Here is a 24,291-nt window from a genome sequence, read left to right on the forward strand (position 1 = left end):
CGCACAGCAGCCGCGGCGCCCGGCACGCCCCCCGTCCGTGTCCGGAGAGCCCCGCCCGTTCAGTCGCCATCGGGGCCCGCAGGGGGTCTGCCGCCCACCGCGGTGACCGCCTCCGCGCCCGCGCGGCAGCCCGCCTCGGCGGCCCGCGCCGGGTCCTCGCCCGCGAGCCGCGCCGCCAGGAACGCCCCGGTGAACGCGTCGCCCGCGCCCGTCGAGTCCACCGGCCGCACCGGGGGCGCCGCCACCCGCGCGGTGACCGCACCGCCATCGGCGACCAGTGCGCCGGCCGCCCCGAGGGTCACCACGACCAGCGGGAACCGCCGGCTCAACTCCGCGGCCGCCGACTCCGGTTCGCCGCAGCCGGTGAGCGACCGGGCCTCGTCGGCATTGGGCAGCAGGGTCTCGGCGCCCTCCGCCGCCGCGAGGAACCGGTCCGCGCCCAGTTCCGCCAGGAACCCCGCCGACGCCGGGTCCACACTCACCGGGACTCCCGCCGCCCGCGCGTCCCGCAGCGCCCGGCAGGCCGTCTCGCGGCTCGGCGCGGCGAAGAACAGGTACCCCGAGAGGTGCAGCCGGGCCACGCCGTCCAGGAGGGCGGGCGACCAGTCGGCGGGGGAGAGGCGCAGCGCGGCGCCGCTGTCCGTCAGGAAGGTGCGCTCCGCCGAGCCGTCCACGAGCGCGATCACGGTGGCCGTCGCCGCCTCCGCGTCCGGGACGAGCAGGGGGCGCACGCCCGCCCTCCGCAGCGCCCGTTCGTGCCAGTCGGCCGCGTCCGTCCCCACCCGGCCGAGCAGCCGCACCTCCCCGCCACCCGAACGCGCCGCCCAGCAGGCCGCGTTGGCCCCGGCGCCGCCCGGTAGGGTCCGGATCTCCGCCGCCGTGTCCGTCGCCGGGGCGAGCGGGGTCCGGTGCCGGGCGACGACATCGGTGACGACGTCCCCGACGACGAGCAGCGCGCCCCCGGGCCGGGTCACCGGCCGTCGGAGCCGGTCGCCGTGCCCTGAGCCGCCGTGCCCGCGCCGCCCGGTGCCGCACCCGACGCGTACGCACCCGCGACGCTCGCCGCGAGCCGCACATTGCCGCGGACCGCCGCGAGGTTGGCCTCCAGGGACGCCCCTTCCGTGTGCACCGTCAGGTATTCGAGGAGGAACGGCGTCACGGCCTGCCCGGTGATCCCCTTCTCCTTCGCCGCCGCGAGGCCCCGCGCGAGCACCCGGTCGTGCAGCGCGGGATCAAGCTGCTCGGCCACCGGCACCGGGTTCGCCACGATCAGGGCGGCCCGGGGGCCGCCCAGCGCGTCCTGCGCCCGTATCACCCCGGCCACCTCCGCCGGGGTGCGCAGGGTCCAGTCGACGGGCTCGCCCGAGGAGGAGAGGTAGAAGCCGGGGAAGTGGTCCGTGCCGTAGCCGACGACCGTCACCCCCAGGGTCTCCAGGCGCTGGAGCGTCGCGGGCACGTCGAGGATCGACTTGACCCCCGCGCACACCACGGTGATCCCGACCCGGGCGAGCAGCCGCAGGTCGGCGGACTCGTCCTGGGTCTCGCTCCACTCGCGGTGCACGCCGCCGAGCCCGCCCGTCGCGAACACCCGTATGCCGGCGGCGTCCGCCAGCCAGGCCGTCGCCGAGACCGTCGTCGCCCCGGTCGCCCCGGTCGCCAGGGCCGGGGCCAGGTCGCGGTGGCCCAGCTTCCGCACCGACGGGTCCTCGGCGATTCTGGTGAGGGCCGCCCGGTCGAGGCCGATCCTGGCCGTGCCGTCGACGACCGCGATCGTGGCGGGGACGGCGCCCCCGGCCCGTACCGACTCCTCCAGCTCCGCGGCCACGGCGAGGTTGCGCGGGCGCGGCAGGCCGTGGGCGATGATCGTCGATTCCAGCGCGACGACGGGCCGGCCCTCGTGGAGCGCCTCCCGTACCTCTTCGGACACCTGTGTGGACATGTCCCATTCCTTGGCGCGATCACCGGCCCCGCAAACCTCGTTGGCGACCTCCTGCCACTCACGCGAAGGCGTCTGCGGAATCCGTGACCGACCCCCCGCCCGAGGCGGCGGGGACGCCCGCGGCGCCCTTGGGGCGCTGCGGCGGAGGGCCGGTACGGATTTCGTCGCCGGAGCGGGTTCTTGGCATCGCGCCTGGTGGGGGCCGAAACGGAGGCTGTTGTTCCAGCCGGTCCCGGCCTGGGAGCGCCTCCGGACCCCCGCTACAGTCACCGCCCATGACCACTCATGACGTGCCCTCCTTCGCCGTTCACATTCCCGACGCGGAGCTCGAGGCCGAGCCCCTCGACCCCGCCCAGATCGTCTCCGGCGCGCCGGAGGTGACCGGCAAGGTGCTGTGGGAGTCGGCCGACGGCAAGCAGTTGCGCGGCATCTGGCAGATCACGCCCGGCGTCGTCACCGACACCGAGGCCAACGAGCTCTTCGTGGTGGTCTCCGGGCGCGCGACGGTCGCCGTCGAGGGCGGCGAGACCCTGGAGATCGGCCCCGGCGACGCGTGCGTGCTGCGGGAGGGCGACCGCACGACCTGGACCGTGCACGAGACCCTGCGCAAGGCCTACCACATCAGCCTCTGAGGCCTGCCCGAGCCGCCCGAACCCGGGGCGGGCGAGCGGGGGTTGGGAGTCTGGTAGGAAACCTTCCTATCCGCTATCCTCCCCGGCAGCGGCTTGGCGCGGCGCCCCACCCCAAGCTCCACCCCCGGGGCGTGACGCGCTCAGCGAGAGCTCTGACCCGGCCGCCGAGCACCACCCCACCGCGTGGCGCCCCGAATCGCCACCCGGCCGGTCGCCCGTGCCCGCACCGCGCGGCACGGGCGACCCGGTCCGTGCGTCCGGCGCGGCCGTGGTGCCCCGCACCGGTGTCCAGCTCTCGCCGACCCCTCAGGCCAGGGAGCCCAGGTATGCGCCTGTTCGCCTCCGCCCCACCTCGCCGCACCACCGACCGACTTCCCCTCGTCCTCGCCGCCGTGCTGCTGCTCGTCGGCGGACTCCTGCTCGCCCTCCCGGACCGGGCCGGAGCCGCCGCCGACACCCTGATATCCCAGGGCAGGCCGGCCACGTCCTCCTCCGTCGAGGACAGCACCTTCGGCCCGGAGAAGGCCTTCGACGGCAACGCCACCACCCGCTGGGCCAGCGCCGAAGGCATCGACCCGCAGTGGATCCGGGTCGACCTCGGCCCCTCGGCCACCGTCTCCCGCGTCAAGCTCGTCTGGGAGGTCGCCTACGCCAAGGCCTACCGCGTCGAGATCTCCGCCGACGGCACCACCTGGACCCGGCTCGCCACCGAGACCGCCGGCAACGGCGCCACGGACGACTGGACCGGACTCACCGGCACCGGCCGCTACCTGCGCGTCTACGGGACCGCCCGCGGCACCTCGTACGGCTACTCCCTCTACACCGTGGAGGTCTACGGAACCACCTCCACCACACCCCCGCCCACCGGCGCCTTCACCGTCGTCGCGGCCGGCGACATCGCCGCCCAGTGCACCGCCGCCAGCAGCTCCTGCGCCCACCCGAAGACGGCCGCCCTGGCCCAGCGGATCGCGCCGTCCTTCTATCTGACGATGGGTGACAACCAGTACGACGACGCCCGTCTCTCGGACTTCCGCAACTACTACGACAAGACCTGGGGCGCCTTCAAGGCGCAGACCCGGCCCGTGCCCGGCAACCACGAGTCCTACGACCCGGCCGGCGCGTTCTCCGGCTACAAGTCGTACTTCGGCGCCATCGCCTACCCGCAGGGCAAGCCCTACTACAGCTACGACCAGGGCAACTGGCACTTCGTCGCCCTCGACTCCAACACCTTCGACGACGCCGCGCAGATCCAGTGGCTCAAGGACGACCTCGCGCGGAACACCAAGGGCTGCGTCGCCGCCTACTTCCACCACCCGCTGTACTCCTCCGGCGGCCACGGCAACGACCCCGTCTCCAAGCCCGTCTGGCAGATCCTCTACGGCGCCAAGGCCGACCTCGTCCTCAACGGACACGACCACCACTACGAGCGCTTCGCCCCGCAGGACCCGAACGGGCAGGCCACCGCCGACGGCATCGTCGAGATCGTCGGCGGCATGGGCGGCGCCGAGCCGTACGACATCGAGACCGTCCAGCCCAACAGCCAGAAGAGGATCAGCGGCACGTACGGCGTCCTGAAGCTGAACCTCACCGACACCACCTACACCTGGCAGTACGTCGGCACCGACGACCAGGTCAAGGACTCCGGCCCGACCTACACCTGCCACTGATGTACCTCGCGACCACCGGTCGCCGCGACGCGCCGCCCCGTCCCACCGGGACCCGGCGGCGCGTCCCCGGCACCGTCCTCGCCCTCGGCACGGTCAGCCTCGTCACCGACGTCTCCTCGGAGATGGTGACCGCCGTCCTGCCGCTCTACCTGGTCCTCGGACTCGGCCTCTCCCCGCTCCAGTTCGGGCTCCTCGACGGCCTCTCCACCGGCGCCACCGCGCTCGTACGGCTCCTCGGCGGCGCCTCCGCCGACCGCGGCGGCCGCCACAAGCAGGTCGCCGGACTCGGCTACGCCCTCTCCGCCTGCTCCCGGCTCGGCCTCCTCCTCGCCGGCGGGGCGACCGGCTGGATCGCCGGAGCCCTCGCCGCCGACCGCCTCGGCAAGGGCGTCCGCACCGCCCCGCGCGACGCGCTCATCACCCTGCACAGTCCACCCGAGGACCTGGGCCGCGCCTTCGGCACCCACCGCGCCATGGACACCACCGGCGCCCTCCTCGGACCCCTCGCCGCCTTCGCGCTGCTGTGGGCGACGGCCGAGACGTACGAGGCGGTCTTCGCCGTCAGCTTCTGCGTCGGCGCGTTCGGCGTGCTGCTCTGGCTGCTCCTCGTCCCCGGGCGCGCGCGGCCCACGGCGCCGAGGGAGAAGGCGGTGCCACGCGCGCGTGGCGCACTCCTCGCGACCCTGCGACGCTCGCCCGCCTACCGCCGCGTCGTGCTCTGCGCCGCCCTCCTCGGCGCCGCCACCGTCGGCGACTCCTTCCTCTACCTGCTGCTCCAGCGGCGCCTCGACCTCGACCCCACCTGGTTCCCGTTCCTGCCGCTCGGCGCGGCCGCCGTCTACCTCCTGCTCGCCGTCCCCGCCGGCCGCCTCGCCGACCGCCTCGGGCGCCGCGGACCGCTCCTGTACGGGCACGGGGCCCTGCTCCTCGCCTACGGACTGCTCCTGGCACCCGTGCCCGGCACGGCGGCCCTCGTGGGCGTCCTCCTGCTGCTCGGGGTCTTCTACGCCGCCACCGACGGCGTCCTGATGGCCCTCACCGGACCGTTCCTCGCCGAGGGACGACAGGCCGGCGGCCTCGCGGTCGTCCAGACCGCGCAGGCGCTCGCCCGGCTCGGTGCCGCCGTCGCCTTCGGCGCCGTCTGGACGGCGAGCGGCCCGGAGACGGCGCTCGTCGCGGCGATCCTGGCGCTGGCCGTGGCCCTGGGCTGCGCCGCCCGGCTGCTGCCGTACGGGCCCACCCCCGAAGGGACCACGACATGACCCTCACCACCTCCACGCGCGCGCGTGTGGGGATCCTCGTCCTCGCCCTCCTGCTGCTCGGCGGCGGAGCCACCGCCTACACCCTGCGGGCCGCCTCCGGGCATGCCGCCGCCGACAGCACCGCCGACCGCGGCTTCACCCTCGACGGCGGCGCCGGGGCGCTCTATGTCCGGGACACCGTGAGCGGCCGCGTCGCGCGCGTGGACCCGGCCGCGCCCGGCGGCCGGGTGACGGGAGGCCCGTCCTGCGACCGCTTCCACGCGGCCGGTTCCACCGCCCTCTGCCTCCAGCGGCGGCCGGGCGTGCCCGCCCGCTCGTACGTCCTCGTGCTCGACGGGCGGCTGCGCGAGGTCCGCCGCATCGGCCTGCCGGGCATCCCCAGCCGGGCCAGGGTCTCCGCCTCGGGACGCATGCTGTCCTGGACGATGTTCGCCACCGGCGACTCGTACGCGCGCTCGGCCTTCGCCACCCGCACGTCGATCCTCGACCTGCGCACCGGCTACCTGGTGAAGAACATCGAGCAGATCCCGCTCACCCTCGACGGCCGCCGCCACCACGCCCCCGACGTCAACTACTGGGGCGTCAGCTTCGCCGCCGACGACAACCGCTTCTACGCCACCGTCTCGACCGGCGGCCGCACCCACCTCGTGGAGGGGGACATGCGGAACTGGTCCGCCCGGACACTGCGGGAGAACGTCGAATGCCCCTCGCTCTCCCCGGACGGCACCCGGATCGCCTTCAAGAAACGGGTGTCCGACGGCCCGCGCGATCCATGGCGCCTGTACGTGTACGAGCTGCGCACCGGGCGCGAGCACCCCGTCGCCGAGCGGCGCGGCATCGACGACCAGGCGCTGTGGACGGACGCGCACACCCTCGCGTACGGGTACGGGGGAGCGGTCTGGTCGGTGCCCGCCGACGGTACGGGCGCCCCGCGGAGGCTGGCCGCGGCGGCCTCGTCCCCGGCGGCGCCGCGCTAGGCCGTGTCCGGAAAGTCCGTGGCCCAGGGGCTCCGGCGGCTCAGGCCTTGCGGAGGGCGCCGCGCAGCGCCAGGGCCGCCATCGGCAGCAGCAGGCACGCGGCGATCGCGTTCAGGGGGCCGTAGCCCGCCTGGGAGACGACCAGGCCGGCGGCGAGGCCGCCGACCCCGGCGGCGGTGTTCATGACGAAGTCGGAGAGTCCCTGGACGGCGGCCCGCGCGGCCTGCGGCACCGAGTCGGTGAGCAGCGCCGAACCGGACACGAGCCCTGCCGACCAGCCCAGGCCCAGGACGAAGAGGCCCAGGGCGATCCGGCCGTGGGACGATCCCGCCGTGCCCGCGATCAGCGCCGCCGTGCCGATCAGCCCCACCGCGAGCCCGATCACCGCGAGCCGGCCGAGCCGGTCGGACAGCCAGCCCATCAGCGGCGAGAAGGCGTACATCCCCGTGATGTGCCCGCTGATCACCAGCCCGATCAGCTGGATGTCCGCGCCGTGGTGGGTGAGCGCCACCGGGGTCATCGACATGATCGACACCATGGCGGTGTGCGAGCCGGCGATGGTGACCAGGGCGATCCGGGCCCGCGGGGACTTCCGTACCGCGTCCATCCCGGCCCGCAGGGAGCGGCCCTCCGCCGCCTCACCCGGCCCGGCGGCCGCCAGCGCGCGGGCGGTGAGCAGCGGGTCCGGGCGCAGCAGCACGGCCACGACGGCCGCGGCGAGCACGAAGACACCGGCGGCCCAGACGAACGGGCCCGCGGCGGCCGGGATCCCCAGGCCCGAGACGCTCCTTCCGGCGGGCGCGGCGACGTTCGGACCGAGCACGGCGCCGATCGTCGTCGCCCACACCACCGTGGAGATGGCGCGGGCCCTGCGGTCGGGCTCGGCGAGGTCGGCGGCGGCGAAGCGGGCCGCCAGGTTCGCCGAGGACCCGGCACCGAAGCCGACGAGCCCGACGAGCAGGACGGGGAAGCTGTCGACGACCGCCCCGAGCACCACCACACCGGCGCCGACCGCCGCCAGCAGATACGCGAGGACGAGTCCGGTCCGGCGCCCCCGCCGGGTCATCAGCGTGGCCAGCGGCATGGCGAGCAGCGCGGAGCCGGCCACCGAGGCCGTCGAGGCGAGACCGGACAGGGCCTCGGTGCCGCTGACGTCCCGCGCCAGGACGGCGGCGAGGGCGAAGCCGATGGCGATGCCGAGGCCTCCCAGGACCTGGGTGGCGATCAGTCCGGCCTGGACGCGCCGGCGGAGCGCGGGCAGCTCGGCGGGGGTGACGGGGGCGGATATGTGGCCGGGCACGGTGGCGTCAGGGGCACTGGGGGTATGTGTCACTTACGTGAGTGTGCCAGCCGTCCCATCCGATGGGAACGCCGCCTCCTTCCCCGACGGCCACCCGCGCTCAGAAGAGCGGCGCCGGCAGCACCCCTTCCAGGGCGAGCAGCTGCCGCTTCGTCTCCAGACCGCCCCCGAAACCGCCGAGACCGCCGTCGCTCTCCACCACCCGGTGGCACGGCACCACCACCGGCAGCGGATTGGCGCCCATCGCCGCTCCGACCGCCTGCGCCGCGCCCGGCTGCCCCACGCGCCTCGCCAGTTCCCCGTACCCGACGACCGTCCCGTACGGCACGCCCGCCGCCAGCTCGCGGAGCACCTGCCGGTTGAAGCCGGTCGTCAGGCTCCAGTCCAGCGGCAGGTCGAGCTCGTCGGGCTCGCCCGCGAAGTAGTGGTCGAGCCGGCGTATCGCCTCGGCGAGCCGCCCCGAGGCGCACTCCACCGGCTCCGCGCCGAGCTGTCCCGCCAGCCGGTCGAGCATCCGCTCCCGCCGGGCCGCGTCGGCGTGGAACTCGACCCGCACGAGCCCCCGCCCCGTCGCGGCGAGGAAGAGCGGCCCGATGGCGCTCTCCACGACCGTCCACTCCACCGTGCCGGCCCGCTCCCGGCCGGCCGGCCCCGCTTCCGACCCCGTGTCGATGTCCATGCCGCCCACGGTACGACCCGGCACCGACACCCCGGTCCGGGAAGGGCGACGGTCACCCGGCCCGGGACCGCCACCGAGATCACGGGCCGGTCTCGCTCCGGTCTCGCGAACGGAAAATCCCCGGTCACGTGGTCGCCCGGCCCCCGGCGCGCCATAATCTCGCCCCGGTAGTACTACCCAGCGGTACCGACTGTTTTCGGACGACGTTGCACCAGGGGTGGAGGACACACGCTCATGCAGGGCACGGTCGACGGATTCAGCTACGGGCTCGTCACGCCGGTGGCCGCCTTTCTCATGGCCTGCCTCGGCGGCGCCCTCGGCCTGAGGTGCACCACCAGATCGCTCCGCCACCACGACAGCTTCAAGGCCGGCTGGCTCGCCCTCGGCGCCACCTCGATCGGCACCGGCATCTGGACGATGCACTTCATCGCCATGATGGGCTTCTCCGTCGAGCACGCGCCCATCGACTACGACCGCCCCATCACCTTCGCCAGCCTGGGCGTCGCCGTCCTCATGGTCGGCATCGGCATCTTCATCGTCGGCTACCGCGGCGCGACCGCCCTCACCCTCGTCACCGGCGGCACCATCACCGGCCTCGGCGTCGCCACCATGCACTACCTCGGCATGGCCGGAATGCGCCTCCAGGGGCGGATCGAGTACGACACGCTCACCGTCGCCCTCTCCGTGGTCATCGCCGTCGTGGCCGCCACCGCGGCCCTCTGGGCGGCCGTCTCCGTCCATGGATTTCTGGCCAGTCTCGGCGCGAGCCTGGTGATGGGCGGAGCCGTCAGTGGTATGCACTACACCGCCATGGCCGCCGTCAGCGTCCACCTGCACGGCACCGAGGCCGTCACCGGGGGCGGCCCCACGGCCACCTCGCTCCTGCTGCCCATGCTGATCGGCCCGGCGGTCTTCCTGATCCTGGCCGCCGTCGTCGTCATGTTCGACCCGCTGCTCGTGATGGGCGACCCGGACTGGCAGCGCCCCGCCGCCCGGACCCCGCACCGCCCCGGCGTGCCCGCCCCGCGCCATGTCCCGTCCTACGGAGAGCCGGCCAACTGGAGCGCCCGCCCGCCCGGCCGGGCCGCCGGACGGGGCGCGCGCCGAAGCGTCGCGCGCGGCGGACACCGCTCCCAGGACTGGTGACGGGAGGCCCGGCGACCGGGCGGTGAGCCGATCACCGCCCGAGTGTCAGTGCCGGGTCGTACGGTGGTTGCATGCGGCCAGTTTCCAAGATCGAACGTTCGGTGGCGCCCTTCGAGGTCGTCAGCGAGTACAAGCCCAGCGGCGACCAGCCGACCGCCATCGCCGACCTGGAGCGGCGCATCCGCGCGGGCGAGAAGGACGTCGTGCTCCTCGGCGCCACCGGCACCGGCAAGTCGGCGACCACCGCGTGGATGATCGAGAAGCTCCAGCGCCCCACCCTCGTGATGGCGCCGAACAAGACGCTGGCCGCCCAGCTGGCGAACGAGTTCCGCGAGCTCCTGCCGAACAACGCCGTCGAGTACTTCGTCTCGTACTACGACTACTACCAGCCCGAGGCGTACGTCCCGCAGTCCGACACCTACATCGAGAAGGACTCCTCCATCAACGAGGAGGTGGAGCGGCTCCGGCACTCCGCGACGAACTCCCTGCTCACCCGCCGGGACGTCGTCGTGGTCGCCTCCGTCTCCTGCATCTACGGCCTCGGCACGCCCCAGGAGTACGTGGACCGGATGGTCCCGCTCAAGGTCGGCGAGGAGATCGACCGCGACCAGCTGCTCCGCCGCTTCGTCGACATCCAGTACACCCGGAACGACCTCGCGTTCACCCGCGGCACCTTCCGGGTGCGCGGCGACACCATCGAGATCTTCCCGGTGTACGAGGAGCTCGCCGTCCGCATCGAGATGTTCGGCGACGAGATCGAGGCCCTCTCCACCCTCCACCCGCTCACCGGCGAGGTCATCAGCGAGGACCACGAGCTGTACGTGTTCCCCGCCAGCCACTACGTCGCCGGCCCCGAGCGCATGGAGCGGGCGATCAACGACATCGAGCGCGAGCTGGAGGTCCGCCTCGCCGAGCTCGACAAGCAGGGCAAGCACCTGGAGTCCCAGCGCCTGCGCATGCGCACCACGTACGACATCGAGATGATGCGGCAGATCGGCTCCTGCTCCGGCATCGAGAACTACTCGATGCACTTCGACGGACGCGACCCCGGCTCCGCGCCCAACACCCTCCTCGACTACTTCCCCGAGGACTTCCTCCTCGTCATCGACGAGTCGCACGTCACCGTGCCCCAGATCGGCGCCATGTACGAGGGCGACGCCTCCCGCAAGCGGACCCTGGTCGACCACGGCTTCCGGCTTCCCTCCGCCCTCGACAACCGCCCGCTGAAGTGGGAGGAGTTCCAGGAGCGGATCGGCCAGACCGTCTACCTCTCCGCGACCCCCGGGACCTACGAACTCTCGCGCGGCGACGGCTTCGTCGAGCAGATCATCCGTCCCACCGGACTCGTCGACCCCGAGGTCGTCGTCAAGCCCACCGAGGGCCAGATCGACGACCTGGTCCACGAGATCCGGCTGCGCGCCGAGCGCGACGAGCGTGTCCTCGTCACCACCCTCACCAAGAAGATGGCCGAGGACCTCACCGACTACTTCCTGGAGCTCGGCATCCAGGTGCGCTACCTGCACAGCGACGTCGACACCCTGCGCCGCATCGAACTCCTCCGCGAGCTCCGCGCCGGCGAGTACGACGTCCTCGTCGGCATCAACCTCCTCCGGGAGGGCCTCGACCTGCCCGAGGTGTCCCTCGTCGCCATCCTCGACGCCGACAAGCAGGGCTTCCTGCGCTCCGGGACCTCCCTCATCCAGACGATCGGCCGCGCCGCGCGCAACGTCTCGGGCCAGGTCCACATGTACGCCGACCGGATCACCCCGGCGATGGAGCAGGCCATCGAGGAGACCAACCGGCGCCGCGAGAAGCAGATCGCGTACAACACGGAGCACGGCATCGACCCGCAGCCGCTCCGCAAGAAGATCAACGACATCGTCGCGACCATCGCGCGCGAGGAGATCGACACCGAGGAACTGCTCGGCAGCGGCTACCGGCAGGGCAAGGAGGGCAAGGGTGCGAAGGCCCCCGTGCCCTCGCTCGCCGCGCACGCCCCCAAGGCCAGGGGCAAGGGCGGCAAGGCGGGCGCGACGGTCGAGCTCGGCGACCGGCCCGCCACCGAACTGGCCGCGATCATCGAGGAGATGACCGACCGGATGCGCGCCGCCGCCGCCGAGCTGCAGTTCGAGGTGGCGGCCCGGCTCCGCGACGAAGTGGGGGAGCTGAAGAAGGAGTTGCGCCAGATGAAGGAGGCGGGACTCGCCTGACCGGACGGCCGCGGACGGGCGGTCCGGTGTGTTGCAAGACCGACACAAAACCGGACCGCGCCTCCGCTGTGTCGGTGCGGCTGCGTAGGGTGCTCGACAACCGCACGCACCGGAAGCGGGCGCGGGGAACGCTGAACGAGAGGGGCAACGCGTGTCGGTCAACATGACCAAGGGTCAGGCCATCAGCCTGGAGAAGCGGGGCGGGGGCAGCCTCACCCAGGTGCGGATGGGGCTCGGCTGGCAGGCGGCGCCGCGCCGCGGTCTCTTCGGTTCGCGCACCCGGGAGATCGACCTGGACGCCTCGGCCGTCCTCTTCGCCGAGAAGCAGCCGGTCGACGTGGTCTTCTTCCGTCACCTGGTCAGCGACGACGGCTCGGTCAAGCACACCGGTGACAACCTCGTGGGCGGCGCCGGCCAGGGCGGCGACGACGAGGCGATCCTCGTGGACCTGGAGCGGGTGCCGGTCCACATCGACCAGATCGTCTTCACGGTGAACTCCTTCACCGGCCAGACGTTCCAGGAGGTGCAGAACGCCTTCTGCCGGATCGTCGACGAGACGAACGGGCAGGAGCTCGCGCGCTACACCCTCGACGGCGGCGGCAACTACACCGCGCAGATCATGGCGAAGGTGCACCGGGTCGGCTCCGGCTGGCAGATGACGGCCCTGGGCAACCCGGCCAACGGCCGCACCTTCCAGGACCTGATGCCGGCGATCCTGCCGCACCTGTAAACAGGTCCCGGCACACCCACAGCTCCCGGAGGCTGGGGCCTGCCGTCAAGGTCCCGCCCGGGCCGCGACGCCCGGCACGCACGATCGCCGCGTTGCCGGGATGCCCAAGTAGCTCCGCTACGAGGGCATCCCGGCGCCTTGCGCTCGCACGCACCAGACGCCGCGGCCCCTGCCCTCCGGGCAGACGGCGCTACGTCGACGACAGGCCCAGGCCGCCGGGAGCTGTCCGCATGAACCGCGCCCGGACACACCGACCGGACACACCGACCGGACACACCGACCGGACACACCGACCGGACACACCGACCGGACACACCGACCGGACACACCGAGGGGACAGAGTCGATGACGGCCGAGCTGGTCCGGGGGCAGAACCACCCCCTGCCCGACACCCGACTGGAGATCCGGGTGTCCGCCGGTCATCCGGTCCTCGCCGGGGCCACCCTCGGCGACGAGCGGGGCAGGGTCGCCGGCGCCGAGTGGATCGCCCACCCGGGCACGCCCTCGCTCCCCGGTGTCGACGTCCCCGGGCGGACCGCCGCCGACCACCGCCTCACCGTCGACCTCGACGCGGTCCCCGAAGCCGTCCACCGTGTCTCGGTCCTCCTCGCGCTGACCGGCGCAGCGGCCCGCTTCGGGGCCCTCGCCGCCCCCCACGTCGCCGTCAGCGGCCTCGACGGCACCGAGATCGCCGGCTACACGATCACCGGCCTCGACCGGGAGTCCGCCGTCGTCGCCCTGGAGCTGTACCGCCGCCAGGGCGCCTGGAAGGTCCGCGCCATGGGCCAGGGGTACGAGGACGGACTCGCCGCCCTGCTCGGCGACCAGGGCCTGGAGCGCCCCGAGGAGCTCGCCGCCACGATCCTCGCGACCGCGGCCCCGGACGTCGCCCCCGCGCCCGCCGCCACGCCGAGCGTCCCCGAGCCGGAACTCGTACGCCGGGCGGCACCGCCGACCGCTCAGGACCCGGCACCGGCGACACCGCCGCCCACCCCCGCGACGGGCGTCGCCGCCGGCGATCCCATCGACTACTCCCACCCCCGGCGCCGGCCGGCCGCCGCCGACCCGGCCCCGGCCCCCGAGCCCCGGCAGGCCCCGCCCGTGCCGGTCGCCGGGGACGCCTCGGGCTGGTCCATGGACGAGCGGCTCTACAACCAGGTGTGGGGCATGTTCGAGGACCTGGCCCGTACTGCCGCCGCCTACCGCAGCGCCTGCGACTTCGCGGAGTCCCGGCTCGACCGCGAGCTCGACGAGACGCTCACCGACTACCGCGCCCGGGCCGGGGGCGCGAACGACGCCGCCCGCGCCGCCGCCCGCGCCCGGCACGACGAGCTCGTGGAGCGCGCCCGGGAGGTCCTGGACCGGGACCTCGCCCAGCTCGCCGCCGAGTCCGAGGTCGTCGAGCCGGCGCTGCCCGTCGCCTACGCCCGCTGGGACAACCCCGTCTGGCACGCCTACCGCGTCCCCACCGAGGAGCCGATGGCCGTACGCCTCGGCGACCTCCACCTGCCCGAGCGCACCGACCTGCGGATCCCCATGCTCGTCCGGCTGCCGCTGGAGCGCGGGCTCTGGGTGGACTCCGGCCGCGGCCGCTCCGAGGCGGCCGCGTTCCTCGACGAGGTCGAGCTGCGGCGGCTCGCCCTGGACTCCGCCGTCGCACACGCGGCGCGGCTGCTCGCGGCGCACCCGGCCGGCGGTCTCACCGTCCATCTCGTCGACCCGGCGGGCGCGGGCGCGGCGGCCCTCGCACCCCTCGTGGAGACGGGGGCCGCCGCCCCGCCCGCCCGGGGTGCCGCCGGGGTCACGGCGGTCCTGGAGCAGCTCACGGAGCGGGTCGACCTGCTGCAGATGGCACAGCGGGGCGGTGCGGCCGACGCGCTGCCGCCCGGTCTCGACACGGCCCGGCAGCTGGTGATCGTGCACGACTTCCCGCACGGCTTCGACGACCGGGCGGTCACCCGGCTGCGGTACCTCGCGGACGAGGGGCCGTCGGTCGGCGTCCATCTGCTGATGGTCGCCGCACGGGAGGACGCGGCCGCGTACGGGCCGCTGCTCGACCCGCTGTGGCGCTCGCTGCTGCGGCTCACCCCGGTGCCGGACGACCACCTGGCCGATCCATGGGTCGGCCATGCCTGGTCGTACGATCCGCCGCTCCTTCCGCCGGGCAGCGTGATCCTCCGCCAGGTCCTTGCGCAGGTGGCGGACGCTCGCCAGGGAAAGCGGCTCTGACCTGGCCTTTTGGGGGCTCTTTACCCTGCCCTTTACCTTCTCTTGGTCTTTCGGGTAGTCTTTTGAGCGCGGAGGGGAGTACTCCCCATGCGCGGCGTACCCGTCAATACGGACGGATCCTCATCGATCCGATCCCGGGGCGTCGGCCCGGCGGCCCGTCAGCCGCCCGGGTGGAAGAGACCTCCGGCAGCGACGACGCTGATCAGTAGCCGTACGACGCCGGAGGCGCAGTGGACGTTTCAATGACCCTGTGGGTAGTGACCATTCTCGGTCTCGCTGCCCTGATCGGTGCCGACTTCTTCATCGGGCGCAAACCCCATGACGTGTCGGTCAAGGAAGCCGGAATCTGGACGATCGTCTGGATCGTGCTGGCCGGACTCTTCGGGCTCGGCCTGCTGTTCTTCGGCAACAGTCAGGCGTCCGGCGAGTTCTTCGCCGGCTACATCACCGAGAAGTCGCTCAGCGTCGACAACCTCTTCGTCTTCGTCCTGATCATGGCGAAGTTCGCGGTCCCCTCCCACCTCCAGCAGCGGGTGCTGCTCGTGGGCGTGGTGATCGCCCTGGTGCTCCGCACGATCTTCATCGCCGCCGGCGCCGCGATCATCGCGAGCTTCTCCTGGGTGTTCTACCTCTTCGGCGCGTTCCTGATCTACACCGCCTGGAAGCTCATCCAGGAGGCGCGTGCCGACGAGGAGGAGGACGACTGGGAGGAGAACCGTCTCCTCAAGACCGTCGAGAAGAAGTTCGGCGTCGCCGACCGGTACCACGGCACCAAGCTCTTCATCCGCACCAACGGCAAGCGGGTGATGACCCCGCTGATGGTCGTCATGCTCGCCATCGGCACCACGGACATCCTCTTCGCCCTCGACTCCATCCCGGCGATCTTCGGCCTCACCCAGGACCCGTACATCGTCTTCACCGCCAACGCCTTCGCCCTCATGGGCCTGCGGCAGCTGTACTTCCTGATCGGCGGCCTGCTCAAGAAGCTGGTCCACCTCAGCTACGGCCTGTCGGTGATCCTCGGCTTCATCGGCGTGAAGCTGGTGCTCCACGCCCTGCACGAGTCCGGGGTCCACGTCCCGGAGATCTCCATCCCGTTCTCGCTGGCGGTCATCGGCGGTGTCCTGGTCATCACGACCATCACCAGCCTGATCGCCTCCAAGAAGCAGGCGCAGCGCGAGGCGGCCGAGGCCGCGGACGAGGCCCCGAAGGACAGCGTCGAAGCCTGACGCCGCTCCCGCACACCACGACGGCCGACCGGATGCACTCCGGTCGGCCGTCGCCGTGCTGTCCGCAGGTGCCGCTCAGGCGGCGGCCGGCTCGGGCGCCGGCCGGCCCGCGCGGTCCGGGAGGGTCTCCGGAAGCAGGGCGAAGCAGCCGAGGCTCACCAGGGCGACCAGCGTGAGATAGGCCGCGACGCCCCAGGGCGGCCCGGAGCCGCCGTCGGAGAGGGCCGTGGCCACGAGGGGCGTCAGCGCGCCGCCCAGGACGCCCGCCAGGTTGTAGCCGACGGCGGCGCCGGTGCAGCGGACGTGGGGCTCGTACAGCTCCGGGAGGTACGCGGCGACCACCGCGAACATGGTGATGAAGGCCAGCATCGAGCCCAGGAACCCGAGGAACATCAGCGCCGGTCGCGCGGTGTGCAGCAGGGCCACCATCGGGAACATCCAGAGCGCGGAGGCCGCGCACCCCGCCAGACAGAGCGGCCGGCGGCCCCAGCGGTCGCCCAGGAGCCCCACGAACGGGGTGACCGCACCCTGGACCGCCACCGCCGCCATCACACAGGTCAGCATCACCGTGCTGCTCACCCCGAGCCGCTCGGTGCCGTAGGCCAGCGCCCAGGTGGAGACCGTGTAGAAGACGGCGTACCCGACCGCGAGCGCCCCGGCCGTCAGCAGGACGAGACGCCAGTGGTCGCGGACGATCTCGGCCAGCGGGGCGCCCGTGCGCCGCCCGGACGCGGACACCTCCTCGAACTGCGGGGTCTCCGCCAGCGAGGAGCGCAGCAGCAGTCCGACAAGGGCCAGCAGCCCCGCCGCCCAGAACGGCACCCGCCAACCCCAGGCACGGAACTCGGCCTCGCTCAGTCCGGCGGTGAGCGCCAGCATCACCCCGTTCGCCAGCAGGAAGCCGATCGGGGGGCCGATCTGCGGGAAGCTCGCCCACAGCGCGCGCCGGTGCTCGGGGGCGTGCTCGGCGGTGAGCAGGACCGCCCCGCCCCACTCGCCGCCCAGGCCGAGACCCTGCAGGAAGCGGAGGGTCAGGAGCAGCACCGGGGCGGCGATGCCCAGTGTCGCGTACGTCGGGACGCAGCCGACCGCGACGGTGGCGCAGCCCGTCAGGAGCAGCGAGGCGAAGAGGACCGGCCGCCGGCCGTAACGGTCGCCGACGTGTCCGAAGAGGACCGAGCCGAGGGGCCGGGCGAGGAATCCGACGGCGAAGGTGCCGAAGGCCGCCAGGGTCCCGGCCGGCGGCGAGAAGGTGGGGAAGAAGAGCGGCCCCAGGACGAGGGCTGCGGCTGTCCCGTAGACGAAGAAGTCGAAGAACTCGATGGCCGTGCCGACGAGCGAGGCGGCGGCGAGCCGCCCCATCGACGGAGCGCGAGGAGCAGGAGGAGCCGGCGGAGCAGCGGGAGCCGGGGGCGTCGGGGACGGCGACGGAGGGTGACTTTGGCGCATGTCGCGCCAACTACCCCGCCGCCGTCCGGGTTACGGGGGCGTACGGAGGCGAGCAGCTCGGAAGCCGCGCGCCGGGTGTCACCAGCCGCGCTCGCGCCACTCCGTGAGGTGGGGGCGCTCGTCACCGAGCGTGGTGTCCTTGCCGTGGCCGGGGTAGATCCAGGACTCGTCGGGCAGGGCCGCGAAGAGTTTGGTCTCCACGTCGTGCAGGAGGCTCGCGAAGCGCTCCGGGTCCTTCCAGGTGTTGCCCACGCCGCCGGGGAAGAGGCAGTCGCCGGTGAAGACGTGGGGGTGGCCGTGCGGGTCGTCGTAGATCAGGGCGATCGAGCCGGGGGTGTGCCCGACCAGACGGCGCGCGGTCAGCTCGACCCGGCCCACCCGGATCGTGTCGCCGTCCTCGACGGGCACGTCGGTCGGGACCGGGATGCCCTCCGCGTCGTACGCGCCCGCGTAGGTCCGGGCGCCGGTCGCGGCGACGACCTCCTCCAGGGCCTGCCAGTGGTCACCGTGCTGGTGGGTGGTGACGACGGCCGTGATGCCGTCGTCACCGATCAGCGTGAGCAGCGTCCCGGCCTCGTTGGCCGCGTCGATCAGCAGCTGCTCACCGGTCGCCCGGCAGCGCAGCAGATACGCGTTGTTGTCCATCGGGCCGACCGCGACCTTCGAGATCATCAGGTCCGTGAGCTCGTGCACGTCCGCCGCGCCGCCGACCTTCACCACTCCGCTGTACGTCATGGCCTCAGACTAGCCCCGGGGAGTGACAGTGGCGGCTACAGCGGAGGAAGCTCCGGCAGCGGGCCGCCCTCGGTCTTCAGCGCGGAGCCGTCGCGGCGTCCGGCGAGCCAGCCGAGGAGCTCGGTGGCCGGCCCCGTGACGGTGACTCCGCCGGAGGTGCCGCCGGTCGTCCAGCCCCGCCCGTCGGCGGCCCGGAGCTCGGTCGCCGGGACGCTCTCCAGGCCCCTGAAGCGCTCGGTGAGGAAGTCGATCTCGCGCTGGACGAACTCCTCGGGCAGGTCCTCCAGCTCGTAGCCGACGCCCAGGTCGACGTGGTGCAGGGCGACCTCCACCCAGCGGCGGAAGGGGATCCGGGAGGCGCTGTCGGTGACCCCGTTGCGGAGCTCGACCGTGCGGTTCCAGTCGGCGGGCTCGGCGGCCACGGCCTGGAAGCGGTCGCCGGACTCGCGCAGGTCGGCGAGGTGGACGTCGAGCGGGCGGGCGGCGTCCCGCTCGATGTCGGCGTCGCGGGTGGCGGCGTCGGCGTACATGGGAAGGCCCTGGAGGACGTTGACCAGAGCGTCGGCGTTACGGGCGACGTGGGCGAGCACGTGGCCGCGGGTCCAGCCGGGAAGCCGTGACGGCTCGCCCGTCGCCGCGTTGTCCCATGAGGCGGCCGCGGTCAGCAGCCGCTCGGTCGCCTCGCGTACGGAGGCAAGGTCGATTTCGTGGTCGATCATGGCGCCGACCCTAGCGCCGCCACTCATTCGGGTGAAGCGGTCTCGGCGCGGGCGGAAATCGAATGTGCGTGCTATAGGCTCGACGGAAGCATCCGGCATCCTTGGTTGTTGGGTGTGTCAGGCACATCCGCTCTCTCAAGAAAGGTGCGGACCGGCGTGGCCGACCGTCTCATCGTCCGTGGCGCTCGCGAGCACAACCTCAAGAACGTCTCGCTCGACCTCCCGCGTGACTCCCTCATCGTCTTCACCGGGCTCTCGGGGTCGGGCAAGTCCTCCCTCGCGTTCGACACGATCTTCGCCGAGGGGCAGCGCCGGTACGTCGAGTCGCTCTCCTCGTACGCCCGGCAGTTCCTCGGCCAGATGGACAAGCCGGACGTCGACTTCATCGAAGGTCTGTCGCCCGCCGTCTCCATCGACCAGAAGTCGACCTCGCGCAACCCGCGCTCGACGGTCGGCACCATCACGGAGGTCTACGACTACCTCCGCCTGCTCTTCGCCCGCATCGGCAAGCCGCACTGTCCCGAGTGCCGCCGCCCCATCTCCCGCCAGTCGCCGCAGGCCATCGTCGACAAGGTCCTGGACCTCCCCGAGGGCAGCCGTTTCCAGGTGCTCTCCCCGCTCGTGCGCGAGCGGAAGGGCGAGTTCGTCGACCTCTTCGCGGACCTCCAGACCAAGGGCTACAGCCGCGCCCGCGTGGACGGCGTGACCATCCAGCTGAGCGAGCCGCCGACGCTGAAGAAGCAGGAGAAGCACACGATCGAGGTGGTCGTCGACCGCCTGACCGTGAAGGACAGCGCCAAGCGCCGGCTCACCGACTCCGTCGAGACCGCGCTCGGACTCTCCGGCGGCATGGTCGTGCTCGACTTCGTCGACCTCGCCGAGGACGACCCCGAGCGCGAGCGGATGTACTCGGAGCACCTCTACTGCCCGTACGACGACCTGTCCTTCGAGGAGCTGGAGCCGCGCTCCTTCTCCTTCAACTCGCCCTTCGGCGCCTGCCCCGACTGCACCGGCATCGGCACCCGCATGGAGGTCGACCCGGAGCTGATCGTCCCCGACGAGGAGCGGTCCCTCGACGAGGGCGCCATCCACCCGTGGTCGCACGGTCACACCAAGGAGTACTTCGGCCGGCTCATCGGCGGACTCTCCCAGGCCCTCGGCTTCCGCACGGACATCCCGTACGCCGGGCTGCCGCAGCGCGCCAAGAAGGCCCTGATGTACGGCCACAAGACCCAGGTCGAGGTCCGCTACCGGAACCGGTACGGCCGCGAGCGGGCGTACACCACCCCGGCCTTCGAGGGCGCCGTCTCCTTCGTCAAGCGGCGCCACACCGAGGCCGAGAGCGACTCCAGCCGCGAGCGCTTCGAGGGCTACATGCGCGAGGTGCCCTGCCCCACCTGCGAGGGCTCCCGCCTCAAGCCGATCGTCCTCGCGGTCACGGTCATGGACCGGTCCATCGCCGAGGTCTCCGCGATGTCCATCAGCGACTGCGCCGAGTTCCTCTCCCGCCTCACGCTCAACGCCCGCGACAAGAAGATCGCCGAGCGGGTCCTCAAGGAGGTCAACGAGCGGCTGCGCTTCCTCGTCGACGTCGGCCTCGACTACCTCTCCCTGAACCGGGCGGCGGGCACGCTCTCCGGCGGAGAGGCCCAGCGCATCCGGCTCGCCACCCAGATCGGCTCCGGCCTGGTCGGCGTGCTGTACGTGCTCGACGAGCCGTCCATCGGCCTCCACCAGCGCGACAACCACCGGCTCATCGAGACCCTGGTCCGGCTCCGGGACATGGGCAACACGCTCATCGTCGTCGAGCACGACGAGGACACGATCAAGGTCGCCGACTGGGTCGTCGACATCGGCCCCGGCGCCGGCGAGCACGGCGGCAAGGTCGTCCACTCCGGCTCCCTCAAGGAGCTCCTCGCCAACGAGGAGTCGATGACCGGGCAGTACCTGTCCGGCCGCAGGGCGATCGCCACCCCGGACATCCGCCGCCCGATGGACCCCGGCCGCCGGCTCACCGTGCACGGGGCCCGCGAGAACAACCTGCGGGACATCGACGTCTCCTTCCCGCTGGGCGTCCTCACCGCCGTCACCGGCGTCTCCGGCTCCGGCAAGTCGACCCTGGTCAACGACATCCTCTACACCCACCTGGCGCGCGAGCTGAACGGCGCCAAGTCGGTGCCCGGACGGCACACGCGCGTGGACGGCGACGACCTCGTCGACAAGGTCGTGCACGTCGACCAGTCCCCGATCGGCCGCACCCCGCGGTCGAACCCGGCGACGTACACCGGCGTCTTCGACCACGTCCGCAAGCTCTTCGCCGAGACGATGGAGGCCAAGGTCCGGGGCTACCTGCCCGGCCGCTTCTCCTTCAACGTCAAGGGCGGCCGCTGCGAGAACTGCTCCGGCGACGGCACGATCAAGATCGAGATGAACTTCCTCCCGGACGTCTACGTCCCGTGCGAGGTCTGCCACGGCGACCGGTACAACCGGGAGACCCTGGAGGTCCACTACAAGGGCAAGTCCATCGCCGAAGTCCTGAACATGCCGATCGAGGAGGCCCTCGACTTCTTCGAGGCCGTCCCGACCATCGCCCGGCACCTGCGCACGCTCAACGAGGTCGGACTCGGCTACGTCCGCCTCGGCCAGTCGGCGCCGACGCTCTCGGGCGGCGAGGCCCAGCGCGTGAAGCTCGCCTCCGAGCTCCAGAAGCGCTCGACGGGCCGCACGGTCTACGTCCTCGACGAACCGACCACCGGTCTCCACTTCGAGGACATCTCGAAGCTGATCAAGGTGCTGTCCAACCTGGTCGACAAGGGGAACTCGGTGATCGTCATCGAGCACAACCTCGATGTCATCAAGACCGCGGACTGGGTCATCGACATGGGCCCGGAGGGCGGCAGCGGCGGCGGTCTGGTGGTCGCCGAGGGCACGCCGGAGGAGGTCGCCTCGGTCCCGGCGAGCCACACCGGCAAGTTCCTCCGCGAGATCCTCGGCGCCGAGCGGATCAGCGACGCCGCGGGGACGATCCCGGCGGCCCGCGGTCCGAAGAAGGCGGCGGCGAAGAAGCAGGCGGCGAAGACGGTGGCCGCGAAGGCTCCCGCCAAGAAGACCGCCACCAAGGCGGTGGCCCCCGCGAAGAAGGCGGCCACGGCCACCAAGGCCGCCGCGAAGAAGGCGACGACCCGGACCCGCAAGGCGTGAGGTCCCGGCAGGGCCCCCGCCCGGGGGCCCTGCCGCGCGCCGGGGTGCGCCCCACCCCCGGGGCCTGCCGGGTACGGCTCCGGCCCTGCCCGTCCGGCTACGGGCCCTGCCGGGTACTGCTACGGGCCCTGCCCGGTACTGCCCCGGGCCCTGCCCGTCCGGCCCCGGGCCCTGCCCGGTACTGCCCCGGGCCCAGCCCGTCCGGTCCCGGGCCCTGCCCGTCCTGCTCCGGGCCCTGCCCGTCCGGCCCCGGGCCCTGCCCGGTACGGCTACGAGCCCTGCCCGTAAGCCCCGGCCCCGCCCGTACGCCTCGGGCGCGGGCCGTGCGCCGCCCTGCGCTGCCCTGCCCGGTACTGCCCCGGGCCCTGCCCGTCCTGCTCCGGGCCCTGCCCGGTACTGCCCCGGGCCCAGCCCGTCCGGTCCCGGGCCCTGCCCGGTACGGCTACGAGCCCTGCCCGTAAGCCCCGGCCCCGCCCGTACGCCTCGGGCGCGGGCCGTGCGCCGCCCTGCGCTGCCCTGCCCGTACGGCTGCGGGCCCGCCCGTACGCTCCCGAGCCCCGGGCCTGCGTGCCAGGTCAGGCCCGGCCGACGGGGCGGGAGAGGGCGCCGGTATCGTCGGGTCGGTCACCCCCTGGGTGTGTTGTCCCCGATCTCACCGTGGAGCGCTCATGTCCGGCCAGTCCAGCCGCCGCACCGTACTGAAAGGCGCGGCCCTCGCCGGAGCCGCCGGGCTGGGAGTCGCCGCCTGCTCCACGGAGTCCAAGCTCGGCCACGCCGAGGTCCCGACCCCGACCGCCCCGGTCCCGCTCGGCGCCCCGGACGAGATCCCGGTCGGCGGTTCGAAGCTCTACCGCGAGCAGCGGCTCGTCGTGAGCTGCCCCGCCAAGGGCCAGTACAAGGCCTTCAGCGCCCAGTGCACCCACGCCGGCTGCGTCCTCGACAAGGTCGAGGAGAACGAGGGCAACTGCCCCTGCCACGGAAGCCGCTTCGACACGACGACCGGCAAGGCGATCCAGGGCCCCGCCACCGTCCCGCTCCCCGAGGTCCCGATCCGCGTCGAGGACGGCAAGCTGGTGGCCGGACCCGAGGCCTGACCGCCGGCGTTCACGCCCAGTCCCAGTCGATCCCCAGGATCCCCGGGCGTACCCCCTGCTCCACGAGGTGCACCGTGCGGTGCCGGCCGCTCAGGGTCAGCTCCGCACGGCCGCCGCGCGGCGCCCCCGCCGAGGCCTGCGCGAACCTCCGGCACCGCACCGGCAGCGCCGCCTCGTCGAAGCGGACCTGGAGCACGTACTGCCCGCCCGCGAAGCTGAACCCGCGCACGTACTCCCCGCTCGGCCCCGCCGTACCGTCCTCGAAGCCGTACGAGAACAGGTACGTGTCCCCGGCCCGCAGTCGCACGTCGAAGAGCAGCTCCGCGACGAGCACGCCCGTCCCGGCGTGCCACCGCACCCGCCCCGTCCGGCAGTTCTCCACCGCCCGCACGACCACCCGGGACGGGTCGCAGTCCGGGTCGCCGTGGTGGATGGCGAGATAGCGGTCCACGCCGTCCCGGTGCGCCCGCACCACGTGCTGCGACTCGCGCCCCACCAGCTCCCGCCCCGCCCCGATCCGCACCCGCTCGTGGTGCCCCACCGTGTGCAGCCCGCCGTCCACCGGGGACTCGAGCTCCGCGAGCAGCTCCTCGACCGAGCCCGAGGCCTCCACCAGCGAGCGGTACGAGCGGGCCGCCGGGCGCTCCACCTCGGAGCGGGCGGCCGCGTCCTCCGTCAGGAGCCGCAGCAGTGAGTTCCCGGGCAGCTGGAGCACCTCCTCCAGGGCCCGGACGGCCTTCAGGGACTCCGGCCGCTGGGGCCGGCGGGCGCCCTGCTGCCAGTAGCTCAGACTTGTCACCCCGACCTTCACGCCCCGGTGCGCGAGATGGTGCTGCACCCGCTGGAGCGGCAGCCCGCGCACGGCGAGCGCGGTGCGCAGCGCCAGATGGAAGGGGCCGGTGTGCAGCAGCTGCACCAGATCGGCCTCGGTGTGGCTCACGAGGACTCCTCGGTGAACGTTCACGTCGGGGGCACGGACCGTCGCGCCGCGAGGGGTGGGCGGGCAGGTGGGCCATGGGTGTCCGTTCACACCCGGGTCACACCGTTCACAGTCCGATGTCACCCCGCATTGAAGCGTGTTGACCCGGTCCCG

The 24,291-nt window shown here is 73.0% G+C and carries 19 protein-coding genes; 11 read left to right on the forward strand and 8 right to left on the reverse strand.

The window, feature by feature from the left end; translation table 11 throughout:
- Positions 1-59: 59 nt before the first annotated feature.
- Positions 60-974 (reverse strand): carbohydrate kinase family protein, encoded by a 915-nt coding sequence (locus tag ACF07V_RS11055; RefSeq protein ID WP_392153167.1) that lies wholly within the window; start codon positions 972-974, stop codon positions 60-62.
- Positions 971-1,939 (reverse strand): pseudouridine-5'-phosphate glycosidase, encoded by a 969-nt coding sequence (locus tag ACF07V_RS11060; RefSeq protein ID WP_392153169.1) that lies wholly within the window; start codon positions 1,937-1,939, stop codon positions 971-973. Before ACF07V_RS11060 ends, ACF07V_RS11055 begins: the two co-directional genes overlap by 4 nt.
- Positions 1,940-2,214: 275 nt before the next feature.
- Between ACF07V_RS11060 and ACF07V_RS11065 the strand changes: the two genes are divergently transcribed.
- The 4 genes from ACF07V_RS11065 (at position 2,215) to ACF07V_RS11080 (ending at position 6,477) form a co-directional block, all read left to right on the forward strand.
- A complete protein-coding gene (locus ACF07V_RS11065; RefSeq protein ID WP_392153171.1) occupies positions 2,215-2,571 on the forward strand; it encodes a cupin domain-containing protein in 357 nt (118 codons plus the stop codon).
- Positions 2,572-2,897: 326 nt separating this feature from the next.
- Positions 2,898-4,238 carry a discoidin domain-containing protein gene (locus ACF07V_RS11070; protein ID WP_392153173.1) on the forward strand — a complete coding sequence of 447 codons (1,341 nt, stop codon included), beginning with the start codon at positions 2,898-2,900 and terminating at the stop codon, positions 4,236-4,238.
- Positions 4,238-5,500: an MFS transporter gene (locus ACF07V_RS11075; protein WP_392153174.1), complete on the forward strand. Its 1,263-nt coding sequence runs from the start codon at positions 4,238-4,240 to the stop codon at positions 5,498-5,500. The genes ACF07V_RS11070 and ACF07V_RS11075 overlap by 1 nt, the downstream gene beginning before the upstream one ends.
- Positions 5,497-6,477 (forward strand): hypothetical protein, encoded by a 981-nt coding sequence (locus tag ACF07V_RS11080; protein ID WP_392153175.1) that lies wholly within the window; start codon positions 5,497-5,499, stop codon positions 6,475-6,477. The genes ACF07V_RS11075 and ACF07V_RS11080 overlap by 4 nt, the downstream gene beginning before the upstream one ends.
- A 40-nt stretch (positions 6,478-6,517) precedes the next feature.
- Here the strand turns inward: ACF07V_RS11080 and ACF07V_RS11085 are convergent, their stop codons facing one another.
- Both ACF07V_RS11085 and ACF07V_RS11090 read right to left on the reverse strand, forming a co-directional pair.
- Complete coding sequence (locus ACF07V_RS11085) at positions 6,518-7,810, reverse strand: MFS transporter (protein WP_392153176.1); 1,293 nt, start codon at positions 7,808-7,810, stop codon at positions 6,518-6,520.
- A 67-nt stretch (positions 7,811-7,877) separates the two neighbouring features.
- Positions 7,878-8,456, reverse strand: coding sequence for a methylated-DNA--[protein]-cysteine S-methyltransferase (locus ACF07V_RS11090; RefSeq protein WP_392153178.1), 579 nt, complete (start codon positions 8,454-8,456; stop codon positions 7,878-7,880).
- A gap of 234 nt (positions 8,457-8,690) precedes the next feature.
- On the opposite strand from ACF07V_RS11090, the gene ACF07V_RS11095 reads away from it, so the two are divergent.
- The 5 genes from ACF07V_RS11095 (at position 8,691) to ACF07V_RS11115 (ending at position 16,000) form a co-directional block, all read left to right on the forward strand.
- Complete coding sequence (locus ACF07V_RS11095) at positions 8,691-9,602, forward strand: MHYT domain-containing protein (protein WP_392153179.1); 912 nt, start codon at positions 8,691-8,693, stop codon at positions 9,600-9,602.
- A 71-nt stretch (positions 9,603-9,673) separates the two neighbouring features.
- Positions 9,674-11,812, forward strand: coding sequence for an excinuclease ABC subunit UvrB (gene uvrB, locus ACF07V_RS11100; protein ID WP_392153181.1), 2,139 nt, complete (start codon positions 9,674-9,676; stop codon positions 11,810-11,812).
- A 151-nt stretch (positions 11,813-11,963) separates the two neighbouring features.
- Positions 11,964-12,542, forward strand: coding sequence for a TerD family protein (locus tag ACF07V_RS11105; protein WP_030692674.1), 579 nt, complete (start codon positions 11,964-11,966; stop codon positions 12,540-12,542).
- 345 nt (positions 12,543-12,887) lie between these two features.
- Positions 12,888-14,771, forward strand: coding sequence for a TerD family protein (locus ACF07V_RS11110; RefSeq protein ID WP_392153182.1), 1,884 nt, complete (start codon positions 12,888-12,890; stop codon positions 14,769-14,771).
- A gap of 230 nt (positions 14,772-15,001) precedes the next feature.
- Entirely contained in the window at positions 15,002-16,000 is a 999-nt protein-coding gene (locus ACF07V_RS11115) for a TerC/Alx family metal homeostasis membrane protein (protein ID WP_392153184.1), read from the forward strand.
- A gap of 75 nt (positions 16,001-16,075) precedes the next feature.
- Here ACF07V_RS11115 and ACF07V_RS11120 read toward each other — a convergent pair whose 3' ends face one another.
- From ACF07V_RS11120 to ACF07V_RS11130, 3 genes are all read right to left on the reverse strand, one after another.
- Positions 16,076-17,362, reverse strand: coding sequence for an MFS transporter (locus ACF07V_RS11120; RefSeq protein ID WP_392153186.1), 1,287 nt, complete (start codon positions 17,360-17,362; stop codon positions 16,076-16,078).
- 165 nt (positions 17,363-17,527) lie between these two features.
- Positions 17,528-18,184 carry an MBL fold metallo-hydrolase gene (locus ACF07V_RS11125; protein WP_392153188.1) on the reverse strand — a complete coding sequence of 219 codons (657 nt, stop codon included), beginning with the start codon at positions 18,182-18,184 and terminating at the stop codon, positions 17,528-17,530.
- Between the two features lie 35 nt (positions 18,185-18,219).
- Positions 18,220-18,903 (reverse strand): maleylpyruvate isomerase family mycothiol-dependent enzyme, encoded by a 684-nt coding sequence (locus ACF07V_RS11130; protein WP_392153189.1) that lies wholly within the window; start codon positions 18,901-18,903, stop codon positions 18,220-18,222.
- Positions 18,904-19,059: 156 nt separating this feature from the next.
- Between ACF07V_RS11130 and uvrA the strand changes: the two genes are divergently transcribed.
- Both uvrA and ACF07V_RS11140 read left to right on the forward strand, forming a co-directional pair.
- Positions 19,060-22,104: an excinuclease ABC subunit UvrA gene (gene uvrA / locus ACF07V_RS11135; RefSeq protein ID WP_392153191.1), complete on the forward strand. Its 3,045-nt coding sequence runs from the start codon at positions 19,060-19,062 to the stop codon at positions 22,102-22,104.
- Between the two features lie 668 nt (positions 22,105-22,772).
- Positions 22,773-23,198 carry a Rieske (2Fe-2S) protein gene (locus tag ACF07V_RS11140; RefSeq protein WP_392153192.1) on the forward strand — a complete coding sequence of 142 codons (426 nt, stop codon included), beginning with the start codon at positions 22,773-22,775 and terminating at the stop codon, positions 23,196-23,198.
- 10 nt (positions 23,199-23,208) lie between these two features.
- Here ACF07V_RS11140 and ACF07V_RS11145 read toward each other — a convergent pair whose 3' ends face one another.
- Positions 23,209-24,138 (reverse strand): hypothetical protein, encoded by a 930-nt coding sequence (locus ACF07V_RS11145; RefSeq protein WP_392153193.1) that lies wholly within the window; start codon positions 24,136-24,138, stop codon positions 23,209-23,211.
- Positions 24,139-24,291 lie beyond the last annotated feature (153 nt).

The sequence above is a fragment of the Streptomyces sp. NPDC015661 genome (assembly GCF_043077765.1).
Lineage (GTDB): Bacteria > Actinomycetota > Actinomycetes > Streptomycetales > Streptomycetaceae > Streptomyces.

Excerpts from the sequence above, each read along its gene's own strand:
- ACF07V_RS11140 (WP_392153192.1), top strand. The coding sequence starts at position 22,773 with ATGTCCGGCCAGTCCAGCCGCCGCACCGTACTGAAAGGCGCGGCCCTC.
- ACF07V_RS11060 (WP_392153169.1), bottom strand. The coding sequence starts at position 1,939 with ATGTCCACACAGGTGTCCGAAGAGGTACGGGAGGCGCTCCACGAGGGC.
- ACF07V_RS11065 (WP_392153171.1), top strand. The coding sequence starts at position 2,215 with ATGACCACTCATGACGTGCCCTCCTTCGCCGTTCACATTCCCGACGCG.
- ACF07V_RS11130 (WP_392153189.1), bottom strand. The coding sequence starts at position 18,903 with ATGATCGACCACGAAATCGACCTTGCCTCCGTACGCGAGGCGACCGAG.
- ACF07V_RS11110 (WP_392153182.1), top strand. The coding sequence starts at position 12,888 with ATGACGGCCGAGCTGGTCCGGGGGCAGAACCACCCCCTGCCCGACACC.
- uvrB (WP_392153181.1), top strand. The coding sequence starts at position 9,674 with ATGCGGCCAGTTTCCAAGATCGAACGTTCGGTGGCGCCCTTCGAGGTC.
- ACF07V_RS11070 (WP_392153173.1), top strand. The coding sequence starts at position 2,898 with ATGCGCCTGTTCGCCTCCGCCCCACCTCGCCGCACCACCGACCGACTT.
- ACF07V_RS11125 (WP_392153188.1), bottom strand. The coding sequence starts at position 18,184 with ATGACGTACAGCGGAGTGGTGAAGGTCGGCGGCGCGGCGGACGTGCAC.
- ACF07V_RS11095 (WP_392153179.1), top strand. The coding sequence starts at position 8,691 with ATGCAGGGCACGGTCGACGGATTCAGCTACGGGCTCGTCACGCCGGTG.
- ACF07V_RS11075 (WP_392153174.1), top strand. The coding sequence starts at position 4,238 with ATGTACCTCGCGACCACCGGTCGCCGCGACGCGCCGCCCCGTCCCACC.
- ACF07V_RS11090 (WP_392153178.1), bottom strand. The coding sequence starts at position 8,456 with ATGGACATCGACACGGGGTCGGAAGCGGGGCCGGCCGGCCGGGAGCGG.
- ACF07V_RS11080 (WP_392153175.1), top strand. The coding sequence starts at position 5,497 with ATGACCCTCACCACCTCCACGCGCGCGCGTGTGGGGATCCTCGTCCTC.
- ACF07V_RS11120 (WP_392153186.1), bottom strand. The coding sequence starts at position 17,362 with ATGGGGCGGCTCGCCGCCGCCTCGCTCGTCGGCACGGCCATCGAGTTC.